Origin of the sequence: Qipengyuania sp. HL-TH1, from assembly GCF_036365825.1 — a bacterium.
Lineage (GTDB): Bacteria > Pseudomonadota > Alphaproteobacteria > Sphingomonadales > Sphingomonadaceae > Qipengyuania > Qipengyuania profunda.
This window is the reverse complement of record NZ_CP142675.1, coordinates 2,271,596-2,286,408: the sequence shown is the minus strand read 5'-3', so window position 1 is coordinate 2,286,408 and position 14,813 is coordinate 2,271,596. Positions and strand designations below refer to the sequence as shown.

20 protein-coding genes and 1 pseudogene are annotated in these 14,813 nt (G+C 64.0%); 12 read left to right on the top strand and 9 right to left on the bottom strand.

Translation table 11 applies throughout. The features are described 5' to 3' along the window. Window positions 1-7: 7 nt before the first annotated feature. From VWN43_RS11805 to VWN43_RS11790, 4 genes are all read right to left on the bottom strand, one after another. The gene (locus VWN43_RS11805) at window positions 8-976 is read right to left on the bottom strand and encodes a GGDEF domain-containing protein (protein ID WP_320181597.1); all 969 of its coding nucleotides are present in this window, start codon (window positions 974-976) and stop codon (window positions 8-10) included. Between the two features lie 124 nt (window positions 977-1,100). Beyond that, window positions 1,101-1,748: a guanylate kinase gene (gene gmk / locus VWN43_RS11800; RefSeq protein WP_320181598.1), complete on the bottom strand. Its 648-nt coding sequence runs from the start codon at window positions 1,746-1,748 to the stop codon at window positions 1,101-1,103. 55 nt (window positions 1,749-1,803) lie between these two features. After that, on the bottom strand, window positions 1,804-2,253 hold the full coding sequence (locus VWN43_RS11795) for a hypothetical protein (protein WP_320181599.1): 450 nt from the start codon (window positions 2,251-2,253) through the stop codon (window positions 1,804-1,806). 33 nt (window positions 2,254-2,286) lie between these two features. Continuing rightward, a complete protein-coding gene (locus VWN43_RS11790) occupies window positions 2,287-2,790 on the bottom strand; it encodes an SspB family protein (protein WP_253522039.1) in 504 nt (167 codons plus the stop codon). Window positions 2,791-2,902: 112 nt separating this feature from the next. Here VWN43_RS11790 and hisB point away from each other — a divergent pair, with 112 nt between their 5' ends. The 9 genes from hisB (at window position 2,903) to VWN43_RS11745 (ending at window position 7,653) form a co-directional block, all read left to right on the top strand. Further along, on the top strand, window positions 2,903-3,496 hold the full coding sequence (hisB, locus tag VWN43_RS11785) for an imidazoleglycerol-phosphate dehydratase HisB (RefSeq protein ID WP_253522041.1): 594 nt from the start codon (window positions 2,903-2,905) through the stop codon (window positions 3,494-3,496). Further along, complete coding sequence (gene hisH, locus VWN43_RS11780; RefSeq protein WP_320181600.1) at window positions 3,489-4,115, top strand: imidazole glycerol phosphate synthase subunit HisH; 627 nt, start codon at window positions 3,489-3,491, stop codon at window positions 4,113-4,115. The genes hisB and hisH overlap by 8 nt, the downstream gene beginning before the upstream one ends. A gap of 111 nt (window positions 4,116-4,226) precedes the next feature. Next, window positions 4,227-4,955 carry a 1-(5-phosphoribosyl)-5-[(5-phosphoribosylamino)methylideneamino]imidazole-4-carboxamide isomerase gene (gene hisA / locus VWN43_RS11775; protein WP_320181601.1) on the top strand — a complete coding sequence of 243 codons (729 nt, stop codon included), beginning with the start codon at window positions 4,227-4,229 and terminating at the stop codon, window positions 4,953-4,955. Next, a complete protein-coding gene (gene hisF / locus VWN43_RS11770; RefSeq protein WP_320181602.1) occupies window positions 4,952-5,722 on the top strand; it encodes an imidazole glycerol phosphate synthase subunit HisF in 771 nt (256 codons plus the stop codon). Before hisA ends, hisF begins: the two co-directional genes overlap by 4 nt. 74 nt (window positions 5,723-5,796) lie before the next feature. Beyond that, window positions 5,797-5,952: a hypothetical protein gene (locus VWN43_RS11765; protein ID WP_320181603.1), complete on the top strand. Its 156-nt coding sequence runs from the start codon at window positions 5,797-5,799 to the stop codon at window positions 5,950-5,952. A 39-nt stretch (window positions 5,953-5,991) separates the two neighbouring features. Beyond that, on the top strand, window positions 5,992-6,306 hold the full coding sequence (locus tag VWN43_RS11760; RefSeq protein WP_253522052.1) for a phosphoribosyl-ATP diphosphatase: 315 nt from the start codon (window positions 5,992-5,994) through the stop codon (window positions 6,304-6,306). Continuing rightward, on the top strand, window positions 6,306-6,686 hold the full coding sequence (locus VWN43_RS11755) for a histidine triad nucleotide-binding protein (protein WP_320181604.1): 381 nt from the start codon (window positions 6,306-6,308) through the stop codon (window positions 6,684-6,686). Before VWN43_RS11760 ends, VWN43_RS11755 begins: the two co-directional genes overlap by 1 nt. Before the next feature lie 150 nt (window positions 6,687-6,836). Beyond that, a complete protein-coding gene (gene ykgO / locus VWN43_RS11750) occupies window positions 6,837-6,962 on the top strand; it encodes a type B 50S ribosomal protein L36 (protein ID WP_118857849.1) in 126 nt (41 codons plus the stop codon). Window positions 6,963-7,047: 85 nt separating this feature from the next. Then, window positions 7,048-7,653: an HAD family hydrolase gene (locus tag VWN43_RS11745; protein ID WP_320181605.1), complete on the top strand. Its 606-nt coding sequence runs from the start codon at window positions 7,048-7,050 to the stop codon at window positions 7,651-7,653. Window positions 7,654-7,728: 75 nt separating this feature from the next. Here the strand turns inward: VWN43_RS11745 and VWN43_RS11740 are convergent, their stop codons facing one another. Continuing rightward, the gene (locus tag VWN43_RS11740; RefSeq protein WP_253522056.1) at window positions 7,729-8,073 is read right to left on the bottom strand and encodes a DUF8200 family protein; all 345 of its coding nucleotides are present in this window, start codon (window positions 8,071-8,073) and stop codon (window positions 7,729-7,731) included. 185 nt (window positions 8,074-8,258) lie between these two features. Between VWN43_RS11740 and VWN43_RS11735 the strand changes: the two genes are divergently transcribed. Beyond that, complete coding sequence (locus VWN43_RS11735; RefSeq protein WP_253522057.1) at window positions 8,259-8,813, top strand: winged helix-turn-helix transcriptional regulator; 555 nt, start codon at window positions 8,259-8,261, stop codon at window positions 8,811-8,813. A gap of 77 nt (window positions 8,814-8,890) precedes the next feature. After that, complete coding sequence (locus VWN43_RS11730) at window positions 8,891-9,130, top strand: hypothetical protein (protein ID WP_330767395.1); 240 nt, start codon at window positions 8,891-8,893, stop codon at window positions 9,128-9,130. On the opposite strand, the gene VWN43_RS11725 is transcribed toward VWN43_RS11730, so the two are convergent. Then, on the bottom strand, window positions 9,127-9,933 hold the full coding sequence (locus VWN43_RS11725) for a hypothetical protein (protein ID WP_330767394.1): 807 nt from the start codon (window positions 9,931-9,933) through the stop codon (window positions 9,127-9,129). The genes VWN43_RS11730 and VWN43_RS11725 overlap by 4 nt on opposite strands. Window positions 9,934-10,190: 257 nt before the next feature. On the opposite strand from VWN43_RS11725, the gene VWN43_RS11720 reads away from it, so the two are divergent. Beyond that, window positions 10,191-10,541 (top strand): hypothetical protein, encoded by a 351-nt coding sequence (locus VWN43_RS11720; RefSeq protein WP_253522059.1) that lies wholly within the window; start codon window positions 10,191-10,193, stop codon window positions 10,539-10,541. 3 nt (window positions 10,542-10,544) lie between these two features. Here the strand turns inward: VWN43_RS11720 and VWN43_RS11715 are convergent. From VWN43_RS11715 to VWN43_RS11705, 3 genes and pseudogenes are all read right to left on the bottom strand, one after another. Further along, window positions 10,545-11,441: pseudogene (locus tag VWN43_RS11715) on the bottom strand (YifB family Mg chelatase-like AAA ATPase); the annotation flags it as partial. A 239-nt stretch (window positions 11,442-11,680) separates the two neighbouring features. Beyond that, the gene (locus VWN43_RS11710; RefSeq protein ID WP_330767391.1) at window positions 11,681-12,331 is read right to left on the bottom strand and encodes a peptidylprolyl isomerase; all 651 of its coding nucleotides are present in this window, start codon (window positions 12,329-12,331) and stop codon (window positions 11,681-11,683) included. After that, window positions 12,328-14,802, bottom strand: a complete 2,475-nt coding sequence (locus VWN43_RS11705; RefSeq protein WP_219150312.1) for a S9 family peptidase — start codon at window positions 14,800-14,802, stop codon at window positions 12,328-12,330. Before VWN43_RS11705 ends, VWN43_RS11710 begins: the two co-directional genes overlap by 4 nt. Between the last annotated feature and the right edge of the window lie 11 nt (window positions 14,803-14,813).

The following is a 14,813-nucleotide window of genomic DNA, read 5'->3' as shown; positions in this document are numbered from 1 at the left end:
CGACCCGTCAGGCGCACAGGATGCAATTGCGGCCCGCGGCCTTGGCGCGATAAAGCGCCTGGTCCGCCTGCCGCAGCGATGCCGCATTGGCCTCGGCCCCGCCGGTGGCCAGTGCGACGCCGCCCGAGAACGAGATCAGCCCCATCGGCTCGTCGGTCTCGCGTAGCTTGAATTCCTTGTCGGCCAATTCGCTGCGGGCGAAATCGAGCAGCTTGACCGCCGCGGCCGCTTCGCCGGACGGAATGACGACGATGAATTCCTCGCCGCCCCACCGGCCGACGAAATGCGGGCTGCAGGCGTCGTCCAGCGTATCCGCAACCAGCTTGATCACGCGGTCGCCGACATTGTGGCCATAGCGGTCGTTGACCGATTTGAAGTGATCGATGTCGCACAGCGCGATGATCCGCGGTTCGCCTTTCGCCGCGAGTTCGCCGAGATAGCCGTCGATCGCCCGGCGATTGGCTAGGCCGGTCAATTCGTCGCGCTGGGCATCGTGGCGCGCCGCCTCGAGCTCCTCGCGCAGCGCCTTGACCTCGTCCATCGCCGCGGTCAGCCGGGTCTGCGTGTCGAGCGATTGCTCGATCATCCGCGCGACGATGGACAGCGTATTGCTGCTGTCGCCCGAAAATGCGCCCGCCTCTTCGCTCAGTTCACGCGCGAAGGCGCCGGTGGCATCGGCTGCCGAGGACGCGAGTTCGCCCAGCTTGATCGCCTGGTGCCGCAGATGCGCGGTCAATTCGCCGTCATTGCGTTCCTGCGACCCGAATATCGCGATCCCGCCATGGCGATCGAAAATCTCGTCCGCCTCGTCCTGCTTGATGCGGTAGCCTTCGGCGATAATCGCCTCGACCGCGCGGCCCATGGGCGAGCCCGCGTCGTTCAGCGCGATATAGGCGAGCGTATAATTCTGCGGGGAGGGCGGCAGCCGGTGGCGTTCGAGGAACGCCATCACCTTCGCCGCATGATCGGACTGCATCGGGGACATATCTATCCGGCCGCCTCGAACTCTTGCCAAAACCCTGCCCGCCTAACGGTTGGCGGCGTGAAAAGGGCCCAAAGATTGAACATGCGCATATGCTGCGGGGTATCCCGGGCCCGAGTCAGGCCATCAGTTCGCGCACGAAGGGGATGAGCCCCGTCTGCCGCTGGCGCTTCATGCGTTCGGCGTCGAGGATTTCGCTGACCTTGTCGAAGCAGCTGTCGACATCCTCGTTGATCACTACGTAATCATAGGCGTCCCAGTGGCTGATCTCGGCGCGGGCGCGCTCCATGCGTGCGGCAATCACCTCTTCGGGATCGGTATTGCGGCTGCGCAAACGGCGTTCGAGTTCGGCGATGCTCGGCGGCAGGATGAACACGCGGACGACGTCCTGCTGGTCCTTCTGGAACAGCTGCTGCGTGCCCTGCCAGTCGATGTCGAACAGGAAGTCCTGCCCTTCCTTCAACGCATTGCGAATGCGGCCCTTGGGCGTGCCATAGCGATGACCGAAGACATGCGCCCATTCGTAGAAATCGTCTTCCTCGACCATGCGATCGAATTCGGCATCGTCGACGAAATAGTAATGCACCCCATCCACTTCGCCCGCGCGCGGCGGGCGCGTGGTGACGCTGACCGAGAGCTTGATCTCGTCGTCGCTGCCGAGCAGCATGCGCGAAATGGTGGTCTTCCCCGCCCCGCTGGGCGAGGAAAGGATGAACATCAGCCCCCGGCGGGCAAGCGTAGCGGATTGGAGGGTGGATTCGGCCATGCGCGCTGTTGCCGCATCGGACGCCGCCAAATCAACCCCTGCGCGCAGTATCCTGTCAGATCTTGCTGTCGGAGGACGCCTGTTTGTGCAGCATGCGGTCACCTTTGCGGCGCGCCTGGCGCTTCGACTGGCTGCGATCGAACAGAACCTTCAGCGCGAGTCCGGTGGTCACCACCAATGCGCCGGGCACCGATTTGGTCGCGACCTTGGTCACGCCGTAAGCCGCCAGCGTGTGCACGAGGCTGCGGCTTTCGACTGCATCCTTGGCAAACTGCTTGCCATATTGCCGGCCCAGCACTGCCTTTTCGACTGCCATGCGCGACAGCCGGCCCGCGCTGCGCAGCAGGATGTCGTGGATGATCAGATTGGTCGCCGGATTGGTGCTCGGGCCCGGCACCGGATCGTCATGCGACGGCGACCGGTCGGTCACGCGTTCGAGCCCATCGCCGACCACATCGGTCAGATGGTTGGGTTTGTCTTCGTCGGTCAATCCGAGTTTCGCCATGTCATGTCCCGCTCTACCGGGAAGACCCGGCGCTTACTTCTTACGGCCGAAATCGACCGTGACGACATTGGAGCCGTCATCTGCCCCTTCAACGGCTTCGCCTACCGCCTGTTCCGTCCCGTCGTTATCGGGATGTTCGGTTGGCGCAGGGGCCATGTCGGCGACGGTCGCCTGGAACTGCAGTCCGAAATCCACCGCCGGATCGACGAATTGCGTGATCGCGGCATAGGGAATGTCGAGTTCGGCGGGGACCTGGTTGAACGACAGGCCGACGGCGAAGCCGTCTTCGCGCACGTTCAAATTCCAGAACTTGTTCTGCAGCACGATGGTCATCTCGTCGGGGAATCGCTCGCGCAGGGCGGCCGGGATCGAGACGCCGGGGGCGTGGGTCTTGAAGGTAATGTAGAAATGATGCGCGCCGGGCAGTTCGCTGCCGCCCTGCTCGATTTCACCCAGCACGCGCCCGACCACGGCGCGCAGGGCTTCCTGCACGATGGAATCATAAGGGATCAGGCTGTCGGGCGTATCGTCGCTCATGCCGCGCTAGGTGGAGTGGCATGCGGTCGGGGTCAAGCGGTTTAAGAACGCCTTTACCGTGTAAGTGGTGCATTATCTTGCGCCTCGCCGCGTGCGGCTCTAGCGCGGCGGCATGCGTACAGGCCGGATCGAGCGAAACACTGCGGAAACCAAGATCCTCGTCGAGATCGATCTCGACGGGACGGGATCATATCAGGTCGAGACCGGGATCGGCTTTCTCGATCACATGGTCGAACAATTCGCCAAGCATTCGCTGATCGACGTCACGATGAAGGTCGATGGCGACCTCCATATCGACCAGCACCACACCACTGAAGACAGCGCGCTGGCGCTGGGCCAGGCGCTCGCCGCCGCGCTCGGCGACAAGGGCGGGATCGCGCGTTACGGCAGCGCCTATTCGCCGATGGACGAAACGCTGGCGCGCGTCGCGCTCGACATTTCGGGTCGTCCCTATCTCGTGTGGAAGGCCGGGTTCAGCCAGGAAAAGCTCGGTGAATGGGACACCGAGCTGATCGAACACTGGTTCCATTCGGTCGCGCAGACCTGCGGGCTGACGCTGCATGTCGAACTGCTCTACGGCAGCAACAACCACCATATCTGCGAAGCGATCTACAAGGGTTTCGCCCGCGCGATGCGCGCGGCGGTCGAAGTCGATCCGCGCAAGCGCGGCGCAATCCCCAGCACCAAGGGGCAGCTCGGTGGGTGAAATCGTCGCGCTTGTCGATTACGGCGCGGGCAATCTGCATTCGGTTGAAAACGCGCTGCGCCGGGTTGGGGCGACCGTCAAGGTAACCGCCGATCCCGATGTGCTGCGCGCCGCCGACCGGATCGTGCTGCCCGGCGTCGGCTCGTTCCGGGCCTGTGCCGAGGGACTGCGCGCCGAACATGGCGTGATCGAGGCCATGCGCGAGCGGGTATTCGTTGGCGGGGCGCCCTTCCTCGGCATTTGCGTGGGCATGCAATTGCTCGCCACGCGCGGCCTCGAACATGGCGAAACGCCGGGGCTGGGCTGGATCGACGGGGCGGTGCGCAAGATCGAACCGAGTGATATCAGCGTGAAGGTCCCGCATATGGGCTGGAACGATGTCGCCCCGATGCCGCATGCGCGCGGGCACGATGTGCTGGTTGGCGGCGAGGCCTATTTCCTGCATTCCTACCATTTCAAGGTGCGCCACCACGAAGACGTGCTGGCAATGACCGATCATGGCGGCGGGCTGGTTGCCGCGGTCGGGCGCGACAATGTCGTGGGCGTGCAATTCCATCCCGAAAAGAGCCAGGCCTACGGGCTCGACCTGCTGAGCAAATTCCTCGAATGGAAGCCTTGATTTTGATTGATGCCCTGCCAGCCCGCGCCCCCACCCGGCCACCCACGGCACGGTATTCTATGGGTGGCCGGGTGGGGGCGCGGGCCGGTGCCGCAATATGGATGTAAACGCATGATCGTATTTCCCGCTATCGACCTCAAGAACGGCCAGGTTGTCCGTCTTGCCGAAGGCGATATGGACCGCGCGACCGTCTATGGCGACGATCCTGCTGCGCAGGCCGCCCTCTTTGCCGAAGCCGGTGCGGACCATTTGCATGTGGTCGACCTCGATGGTTCTTTCGCAGGTTCGGCGCAGAACCGCGGCGCGGTCGAGGCGGTCGTTGCCGCGTTCCCCGGACGCGTCCAGCTGGGCGGCGGTATCCGCACGTCCGCCGATGTCGAAGGCTGGTTCGCGGCGGGCATTGCGCGGATCGTGATCGGCACTGCGGCGCTCAAACACCCGCAATTCGTCAAGGACATGGCACGCGACTATCCCGAGGCGATCGTGGTCGCGGTCGACGCACGCCACGGCATGGTCGCGACCGATGGCTGGGCCGAAGTATCCGACGTCCCGATCGCCGACATGGCGCGCCGCTTCGAGGATGCGGGCGTTGCCAGCCTGCTGTTCACCGACATCGGGCGCGACGGAATGCTCAAGGGCGTCAATATCGATGCCACGGTGGGGCTGGCGCGGCAGGTGGACATTCCGGTGATCGCCAGCGGCGGGGTCAAGGGCCTCACCGATATCGATACGCTCGCGCAATTCGCGAAGGATGGCATCGAGGGCGTGATCACCGGCCGGGCGCTCTATGACGGGCGGCTGGATCTGGCCGCTGCGCTACGCGTGGCAACGCGCGCATGACCGTCCGCATCCGAGTCATACCCTGTCTCGACGTCCGCGACGGGCGCGTCGTCAAGGGCGTGAACTTCGTCGACTTGCGCGATGCGGGCGACCCGGTCGAACAGGCGCAGGCCTATGATGCGGCGGGCGCGGACGAGCTCTGCTTCCTCGATATCTCCGCCAGCCACGAGGGGCGCGGGACGCTGCTCGACATGGTTCGCCGTACTGCCGAGGTCTGCTTCATGCCGCTGACCGTGGGCGGCGGCGTGCGCAGCGTCGAGGATGCGCGCGCGCTGCTGCTCGCCGGGGCGGACAAGGTCGCGGTCAACTCGGCGGCGGTGGCGCGCCCCGAACTGGTGCGCGAGATCGCCGAGAAATTCGGCAGCCAGTGCGTCGTCGCCAGCGTCGATGCGCGCGCGTCGACCAGCGGCGATGTGCGCGGCTGGGAAATCTACACGCATGGCGGGCGCAAGCCGACCGGGATCGACGCGGTCGAGCACGCGATCCGGCTGGCCGAGCTCGGGGCCGGCGAACTGCTGGTTACCTCGATGGACGGTGACGGCACCAAGAACGGATATGATGTCGATCTGACTCGCGCGATTGCCGATGCGGTGTCGGTGCCGGTCATCGCCAGCGGAGGCGTCGGCCAGCTCGACCATCTCGTCGAAGGCGTGACGCGCGGCCATGCGAGCGCGGTCCTTGCCGCCTCGATCTTCCATTTCGGCGAACACACCGTGGCCGAAGCGCATGCCGCGCTGCGCGCCGCGGGATTGCCCGCGCGCGGCTGACGCGGGCGTCCCTTCACGGGACAGGGCCAGCGCGGTTCATCCTGCGTAGCAGGGACCCGTGATATGGAGCATCCATGACCAGTCAATTCATTTCGCTGGCCGCGCAATTCGCGGAACTCGGCGGCCCCGCCGGTCTCTCCGCGCGGCTGGTCGAACCGAGCATGCTGACGCTGGTCGCCGTCGGGATTGCGGGCGTGCTGGTCGGTCGCTTCATGATCGGCCGCAACTGAGATTGACGCTGTGCGCAGGCGCCGTGCATAGCACGCGGCATGGACACGCTTTCCCGTCTCGCACAGACCATCGCGCAACGCCGCGCGGCCGATCCGTCGCATAGCTATGTCGCCAGCCTTCATGCTAAGGGCCTGCCGCAGATCGCGCGCAAGCTGGGCGAGGAAGGCGTCGAGGCTGCCATTGCGACCCTGTCGGGCGATGACGGAGAACTGGTCGGCGAGGCGGCGGACATCCTCTTCCACCTGCTTGTCGCGCTGGATGCGCGCGACATCGATTTTGCCGAGGTACTGGCCGAACTCGACCGGCGCGAGGGCGTGTCCGGGATCGACGAGAAAGCCAACAGGAGCGCATAATGCCGATCGACCCGACGCTGCCCTTCGATGACGACAATGTCTTCGCCAAGATCCTGCGCGGGGAAATCCCCTCGGCCAAGGTCTATGAAGACGAGTGGGCCTATGCCTTCGAGGACATCAACCCGCAGGCCGAAGTGCACACGCTGGTCATTCCCAAGGGGCGTTATGTCAGCTGGGACGATTTCAGCGCCACCGCGAGCGCGGAAGAGATCGCGGGCTTCGTCCGCGCAGTCGGCCAGGTCGCGCGCGACAAGGGGCTCGTCGAACCCGGTTATCGGATGATGGCCAATATCGGCGCGCACGGCGGGCAGGAAGTGCCGCACCTGCATGTCCATATCTTCGGTGGTGAGCCGCTGGGGCCGATGATCGCCCGGCGATAGGGCGCGCGGGGCGCGACCGGCGCGGTGGGTTCGATACCGTTTGCGCACCCGAATAAGGTTGACCGAATCCCCACCGCCGGTTAACGGCCCGCTTGATTTCGACGCGTCGGGACACCATTTCCGGCGCGCATTTATTTCCAGAGAGACATCATGAAGATCCGCAACAGCCTCAAGTCGCTCAAGGCCCGTCATCGCGATTGCCGCGTCATCCGTCGCCGCGGGCGCACCTATGTCATCAACAAGACCAACCGCCGCTTCAAGGCCCGCCAGGGCTAATTGGCGCGTCGCCCGCTGGGCGGCAGTCTTGCAGATCGGCCCGGCTCCGAGAGGAGTACGGGCCGTTCGCGTTTGAGGTGATGTGATGCAGGTTGAGGCCGTCGTATTCGATGTGGGCCGGGTGCTTTACCAATGGCAACTGGCGCATCTGTTCGAGAAGATCGTTTCCGATCCGGGCCGTCTCGCCAAGCTGCTCGACGAAGTGGTGACCGAGGAATGGCACTTCGAGGCCGATGCCGGGCGCGCGCTCGCCGACATGGTCCCCGAACGCATCGCACTCTACCCCGACTTCGAAGCCGAGATCCGCGCCTATGCGGCGCGCTTCAACGAAACCATTCCGGGTCCTGTCCCGGGCAGCCATGCGCTGGTCGAGCGACTCGACGCGCGCGGCATACCGCTATTCGCCATCACCAATTTCGGGGCCGAGTTCTGGGCGGGCTTTCGCCCCACAGCGCCGATCTTCGATCGCTTCGGCCAGATAGTCGTCTCGGGCGAGGAAAAGCTGGCCAAGCCCGACCCGGCGATCTTCGCGTTGGCGCAGGGCCGCTTTAGCAAGCCTGCTGAAGCCATGCTGTTCATCGACGACAACCGCGCCAATGTGGAGGCGGCCGCGGCCTGCGGCTGGCAGGTCCATCATTTCACGCAGGCTTCCGCACTCGAGGCGGATCTCGCGAGTCGCGGGCTGATATGAAAAAGGCCCCGGCGATCGAATCGCCAGGGCCCGCAAGGTAGCCACCCGAAGGAGAGGGGTGGGATCGGATACGGATCAGCCGTTGCACTGCGCCAGCTTGTCGGCCTCGAGAACCTTGTCGTCCGCGGTGAACGCGGCGATTTCGCCATGTTCGCGCTGGAGTTCGCGGCACATGCGCAGCGGCCGCGAGCGGCCCTTCTGGGCGACGCAGGTCGTGCCCTGGCAGATCCAGGCGACGCCGCCGGCCACGGTGGTGGTCCGTTCGGCAACCGGCTGCGCCAGTTCGACGGTGTAGAAAATGCCGTTGGAGCGGGCTTCGGCAGCGGTCGGTGCAAGCAGCGCGCCGAAGGTGAGCGAAGTGTAGGCAAAGGCGGCGGCGATAACGCCGACATTGATCGACCGGGGGAGGGGGGAGGTCATGGGGAAGTCCTTCCTGATTGCAATTATATCAACAGGGCTTGTGATCCACGCAATTGAGTTTCATTTAGCAACCTGTTGTGGGAAGGCTGTCTAGTCGTATAGGTTGCGTAATGCAACCCACATATCTAAAAATTTGGCAAAAGCCGATTATTCGCTAGATAGGTTGCTGGAAAAGGACTGAATTTATGGGTGACATCCGCGAACCGCTCCGTGAACTGACCGAATGCGGCCTGCCGCAAGCACTCGAAGTCATGGGCGAGCGATGGTCATTCATGATCCTGCGCGCCAGCTTCAACGGCCTCCACCACTTCGAGGAATTCCTCAGCGAACTCGGGATCGCGCGCAACATCCTGTCCAACCGGCTGGCCAAGCTGGTCGAGCACGGGATCCTCAAACGCGATCCCTGCGCCGATGACAAGCGCAAGATCGAATATCGCCTGACTGACAAGGGACTCGACCTGCTCCCCGCCATGGTCGCGCTGCGCCAATGGGGTCAGAAATACGGCGCCGAAGTGGTCGAGAACCCGGTGCTGGTCGACGAACGCGACCGCCTGCCGATCGGCCCAACCGCGATTCTCAGCCATGACGGCCGCATTCTCGGCCCGGCCGATCTCCATTTGGTGGAACGCGCCAATCTCGGCATTCGTGCCGATGGCAGCAAGGCCGAAGCCGGCGCGGCGCTGAAGCGTGGCGGCGTGGTCGACATCGCCAGCGCCCGCAAGGCCAAGAGCGCGGCCTGAACGACTCGGTCGAGCGTACCGGCGACGGACGCTATATCATCGTTCGCGGCCGGTTGTGGCGCGCCAGCAATCCCGCCTTGCCCGAGGCCGAACGCCAGCGTCTGGTCGACCGGCTAATGGATGCCCGCCGCGCAGTGGCGGCGGCCAAACGCGCGCAGGATGCCGCTGCCGAAAGCGCAGCCCGCGCCCAGGTCGACGCTGCAAAAATTGCGCTGGGTGAGCGCGGGCCGGTGTGGTGGGACGACGGCGCGCCCGACTACAACCGCCATCTGATCAAGAACACGCCCTATGCGGAGGCAGCACCCGAAGCGGATTAATTGCGCAGCCGCCGCCGCGCCGCTTCGCCCGGATCGATCTCGTAGGAGATCCTGATTCGCACCCATTCGCCGACCATCGGGCGGCCCCCGCGCTGGGGCGGGCGGACCTTAAACTGCCACGATGCCGCCAGCACCGCCTGGGCGATACCCAACCCCTGCGGCGATTCGCCCACCACGACGCAATCCTCGACGCGGAAATCGGCTACGGTACGGCAGTCGATCAGCCCCCAGCCGGGCCCCTGCGCGGTCGACAGATACCCGGCAAGCTCATCGTCATACGGCCTGCGATACCACCGCGCGGCATAAAGCGGTTCGCCGTTTGGCCCGCTCCCCGCGATCCGCGGCGTGTCGCCGGGCGAGGATGTGTCGGGCGGACCATAGGCTTGCGGCTTCTCGGCCGGCGCTGGCGGGGCCTGCCGGGGCACGCGTTCGAGCGAGAAGTCATTGCGCAGGACCGGGCGCGGTACCGGCAGCGGCGGGGCGACTTGCGGGCGGGGCTCCACTGCCGCGTCCTCCGGCTGCGTCTGCGAGACCTGTGGCTGTGCCGCTTCGGGGACCTCCGCAGGCATAGGTGCGTCGGCGACCGCCTCCTCCTCGTCTTGCGACGATGTGGTGAAGGCAACCAGCGTATCGGTCATGGCGACCACCTCGCGCTTCACGCTACCAAGCGAGAGCAGCACCAACACCAGCAGGATCTCGACCGCCAGCGCGAGAGCGAGCGCGGGGATCCGCTGACGCCATTCGGGCGGCAGGTCTTGGTACCGCTGCCGCAACCCGGCGATCGGGGAGGCGGGTTCGGTCACGGGAACAGGGTTTCTCGAAATCGCGGTGTCTCGCCGGTTACCGGCACGCGCCGGTCGCACATCTACGCCCCACATCTGCGCGCATGGGCGATTGCGCGCGCGCCTTCAAGCAAAGACTGCGGCTGGTAACGATTGCCGCGGCCCGCCCCGCCGAACGCCGCAGTGGCACCGTGACGTCATTGTTAAAACGATCTCAACAAGTCGCTGTCACAAAGCACCATTGTAACGAATCCACCCAGCAGAGCCGGACCTGCCTTGTGATCGAAATCGAAGTTCAAAACGAGACGCACCAGGATGTGCACCGCATCAAGGTGATGAACGTGCCACGCATTGGCGAAGGCATTCGTCTGCGCGAGCCCAGCGGCCAGTGGGCATCCTACGATATCCTCGACGTGTGGTACCAGCAGGCCGAATATGGCGAAGTCTGGGTGCCCTATATCCACGTCCGGATGACGCCCGACGAGATGAAAACCGCCGAAATGGCGCGCGTGAACCCCTTGGTCGACAAGGGGCAGCAGGTGCCGATCGAGGATTTCCTCAAGAAGTTCGAAGGCGACCACGAGCACGAAACGGTCAAGCTCAACCTCGACATGAGCGAAGACGTCTGAGCTTCAGGCGCGCGGCGGCTGTCGCCGATAGCTGAGCGCTTCGGCGACATGGATGCGCCCGACCCGCTCGGTCCCCGCCAGATCCGCAATCGTCCGCGCAACGCGCAACATCCGCGTATAGCTGCGCGCCGATAGCCGCATTGCGGTCGCGGCCTGCAACAACAGCTGCCGTCCGGCCTCGTCGGGTTCGGCGAACTCCTCCAGTGCGCTGCCCTCGAGCTCGGCATTGGTCCGCGCCTGGCTTGCCTCTGCGCGCGCCGACTGGCGCTGGCGTGCGGCCGCGACTCGCGCGGCTACCTCTGTGCTGCCTTCCGCAGGTGGTGGCAGCGCAAGATCGGCGGCGCTGACCGGATCGACCTCGACATGCAGATCGATGCGGTCGAGCATGGGGCCCGAAACCTTACCCTGGTAATCGGCGGCGCAGCGCGGGGCGCGGCTGCAGGCCAGCGCAGGGTCGCCCAGATGGCCGCAGCGGCACGGGTTCATCGCCGCGATCAGCTGGACATTTGCGGGAAAGGTGACGTGCGCATTGGCGCGCGCGACATCGACCTTGCCCGTTTCGAGCGGCTGGCGCAGCGAATCGAGCACCGCGCGCTGGAACTCGGGCAGTTCGTCGAGGAACAGCACCCCCAGATGCGCGAGACTGACCTCGCCCGGCTTGACCCGCAGGCCGCCCCCGGTGAGCGCCGCCATGCTCGCCGAGTGATGCGGCGCACGGAACGGGCGCGCGCGGCTGATGCGCCCCTCGGCCAGCGTCCCGGCGACCGATTGCACCATCGACACTTCGAGCGCCTCGGCAGGCGCAAGCGGCGGCAGGATGCCCGGCAGGCAGCTCGCCAGTAGCGATTTCCCCGCGCCCGGCGGGCCGATCATCAGCAGGTTGTGTCCGGCTACACTCGCACGGATAAATGCTGTGGAAAGCGGTCGAGAATGGCGGGAAGTGGGCCGTTAGCGGTCTGTCCGGTTTGCGAATTGATCAGAGTAATTGCTGACATTCAGAGCACCTCTATTCAGCAGATATGCCGCTCCTCTCGACCACCGGCGGATGGCTACGCGATTAAGTGGCCAAGGCAAAAAACCTTTGATGGGAGCGCCGACAGGATATCAATCGGTTCGGAAAATAACGAACGACCAGCCGATTAAGCGCCTGAGCAGTTAGGCTGAACAACGCGGGCGCGTAAAATCCGCACCGGCTGCTCAAGGATTTGTTCTGCCATGGCAGCCAAGGGGCTGTCCGAGCTTACAGGCTGCTTGTGAATCTCGCGGACCACATCCATTCCGCAGATGACCTGCCCAAATACTGCAAAACCCTGTCCATCGGGATTGCGTTTACCGCCATGGTCGAGCGCGGGCTGAGGGCCGATCGATACGAAGAAAGACGTGGCGGTGGTGGTGCCGATATCCCCGCGCGGCAACGACACCGCGCCGTCGATATGCTTCAGTCCGGTCTGGTTCGTGCCCTCGTGAGGAATGGGATCCTGATCGAGCGGTGGAGCGTGCTCACCAACAGCCGCCTGGACAACCTCGATCGGATTTTCCGTCCTGTCGTTATCCGGGCGCACCGCGCGGAAGAAACTGCCGCCATCATACTGTTGCGCGTTCACTTGTCCCAAAAAGGCGTCGCTCGAAGCTGGCGCCTCCTTCGAATGGATCAGAATGGTAATGACCCCGGCGTCCGTCTGTAGTTCGACAGCGGGATCCCCGTGCTCGCAGTCACGGCTTTCGACGACCGAAGGCAGCAGCACCCCCCACGCAGTCATCAGGCCAAGGATCGCGGCCCGCCGTATCACTCTGGCTTGCTCTCGGGTTGGCCATCCTTCCCGGCCTTAGATGCGCCGCCCTTCCGGCGCTTCATCTCGGCAATGGTATAGTCATAGCCGTTGATCAGCTCGAACTCCTTGGGCGGCGTTTTGCCTGCCAGATGTTCGACGAAATAGTCCCACCCCCGGCGTTGCGCGTAGCCCGTGTAAGAGTGGCCAGCACGCGGAGCGATCACCAGGTCGAAGTCCTTGTTCTCGTCCTCCAGCTTCTGGACCAGATTGAACAATGTGCCAGGCTGGACGCCCGTATCCATGAGGCCCTGATAAAGCAGCAGTTTGCCCTCCAGGTTCTTGGCATAGGTGAGATTGGCCTGCGCTAGGTAATTGTCGCCATCCAATTCGCCCTGATAACGCTCCCCCCAGCTATGCCAGAAGTCCCGCTGATCGTGATTGCCTGCACCGGAAACCGCGACTTTGTAGAAATCGGGGTAACGCAGAATCGCGCTGGTGCTCATGTAACCGCCACCTGAAAAGCCGGTGATACCAACCCGGTCGAGGTCCATATAGGGGTAGCGCTGCGCGAGCTGCCGGATGGCTGCGATATGATCCTCGACCTCGCTCGCCTTTTCGACGGCACCGTAGGAATGCTCATGGAATTCCCGGTCGCGGCCGGTCGTCCCGCGTCCGTCGATGATGACGGTGACGAAGCCTAGCTCAGCCAGCGGCATCGCCATATTGGCAAGTCCGTCCAGCGCGACCGGCACGACCGCCGCCTGCGGACCGCCGTAGATCAGGTCGATGACCGGGTATATCTTGCTTGGATCGAAATCGCTCGGCCGAAAAATCGCACCTTGTAGTATGGTCTTGCCGTTTGCGGCCTTCACCAGCACCGGTTCGGGCCGGCGGAAGCCCTCGGGCACATGGTTCAGGCTTGCGGTTTCGAGCGTCGCAACCTCCCGCCTGGATCGCGTCCTGATCACGCTGACCGCCGGCCGGTCGATCCGCTGGCGCGTTTCCACCCAGTAATCGCCGCTTGGCGAAACGCCGCTGCCGCGCGGCGCGCCGCCCAGCAGAAGCGCGAAGGACACGCCGTTGCGCCCGTCCGGCGCAATAAATCGGTGATCGTCGCCCTGGCTGAGAATTTCGCCGTTCCCGGTATCGAGATCGATGCGAAGAATCTCCTCGTAGTAGGGGTTCTTGGTCGGATCCCGGCCGGAAATGGAGATGAGCACCTCGCCACGGCTTTCATCCGCGCTCACGATGCGACGGACACCATAGGCATCGTCGGTCAGTTTGCGCACGAGCTGGCCGGTGGCAAGATCGTACAGATAGAGCTGTGGCCTGCCGGTTCGCTCGGAATACCAGATCACCTGGTTTCGTTCGGGCAAAGGAACGATCGAAGCCGCTTCATAGACGTTGTCGGACAGCTCGACGTAGCCGTCCGGATTGGTTTCGCTAAACAGCTCGGTCGTATCGCCCGTGCTTGCATCGGCGGAGATCAGATGAGCGGCTTTCTCTCCGCGCTCGACATCGACGAAGAACACGCGTTTGCCATCGCCGCCCCACCACGCTCGGCCGCCGTTGAAGGGCGCGTCGAGCATGCGACCCGCTGGCAGGTCGCGGTATTTGATGGGCACCTGTTTGCCGTCTTCGACGTCGACCACCAGCATGCGATACATCGGGATGTGCAGATCGCCTGGGAAGGCATAGGGCATGCTGAATGCCACCGGCCTTACGCCATCTTCGGGCGCATATTGAATGAAGGGGACGTCTTTTACCTGCCGATCGTCGGTCTGCACGGTGAAGACGCGCTTCGAATCCGGGGCCCAGCGCAACTCGCTGCCCCAAGTGAACCCTCTCGATGCGCCCGGTTTGGTGGCATAGGCATAGCGTTCCTGGCCATCGGTCGTAATGGGCTTTTCTTCGCCGGATTCGAGGTCTCGAACCCAGATATTCCAGTCCTTCACATAGGCTTCCAGCTTCCCGTCGGGGGAAACCACCGGCGCGGAAAGCAACGCATCCCCTAACTCTTTCAACACTCCATTGCTGTCGTAGGAATACCGCTTCTGAAATGCGGAAAAGGTGATCGTTCCATCGCCATCGACATATAGGTCGGTGATGCCCAGGTCGTCGGGCGGGAAGATATTGCCGCTTTTCTTTGTAAGCTTGGCCGCGAGGTCGCTGTGATCGAACAATAGCCGTGAATTGCCGGTGCGCGCGTCGACCAGGGTATAGGTACAGCCCGCTTCGGTCTGCTTGCAATACCAGAAGCGGTCTTCGCCGCCGATCCAGGTCGGGATGACCTGATTGTTCAGCGAAACGGGGCTTCCCCCCCGTGCGAGCATAGCCGCCCGCTCGTAACGCGCTTCCATTTCAGCGGTGGCTGCCGGCTCTTCTACCGACGTGTGCTGCTGCTCCGCCGTCTGGGCAAGTGCAGGGGCGGACGTAAGCGCGATCGCACACATGCCTGCAAGCAGGCCGTAATGGCGTTTGGTATTCATGAGTTTCTCAC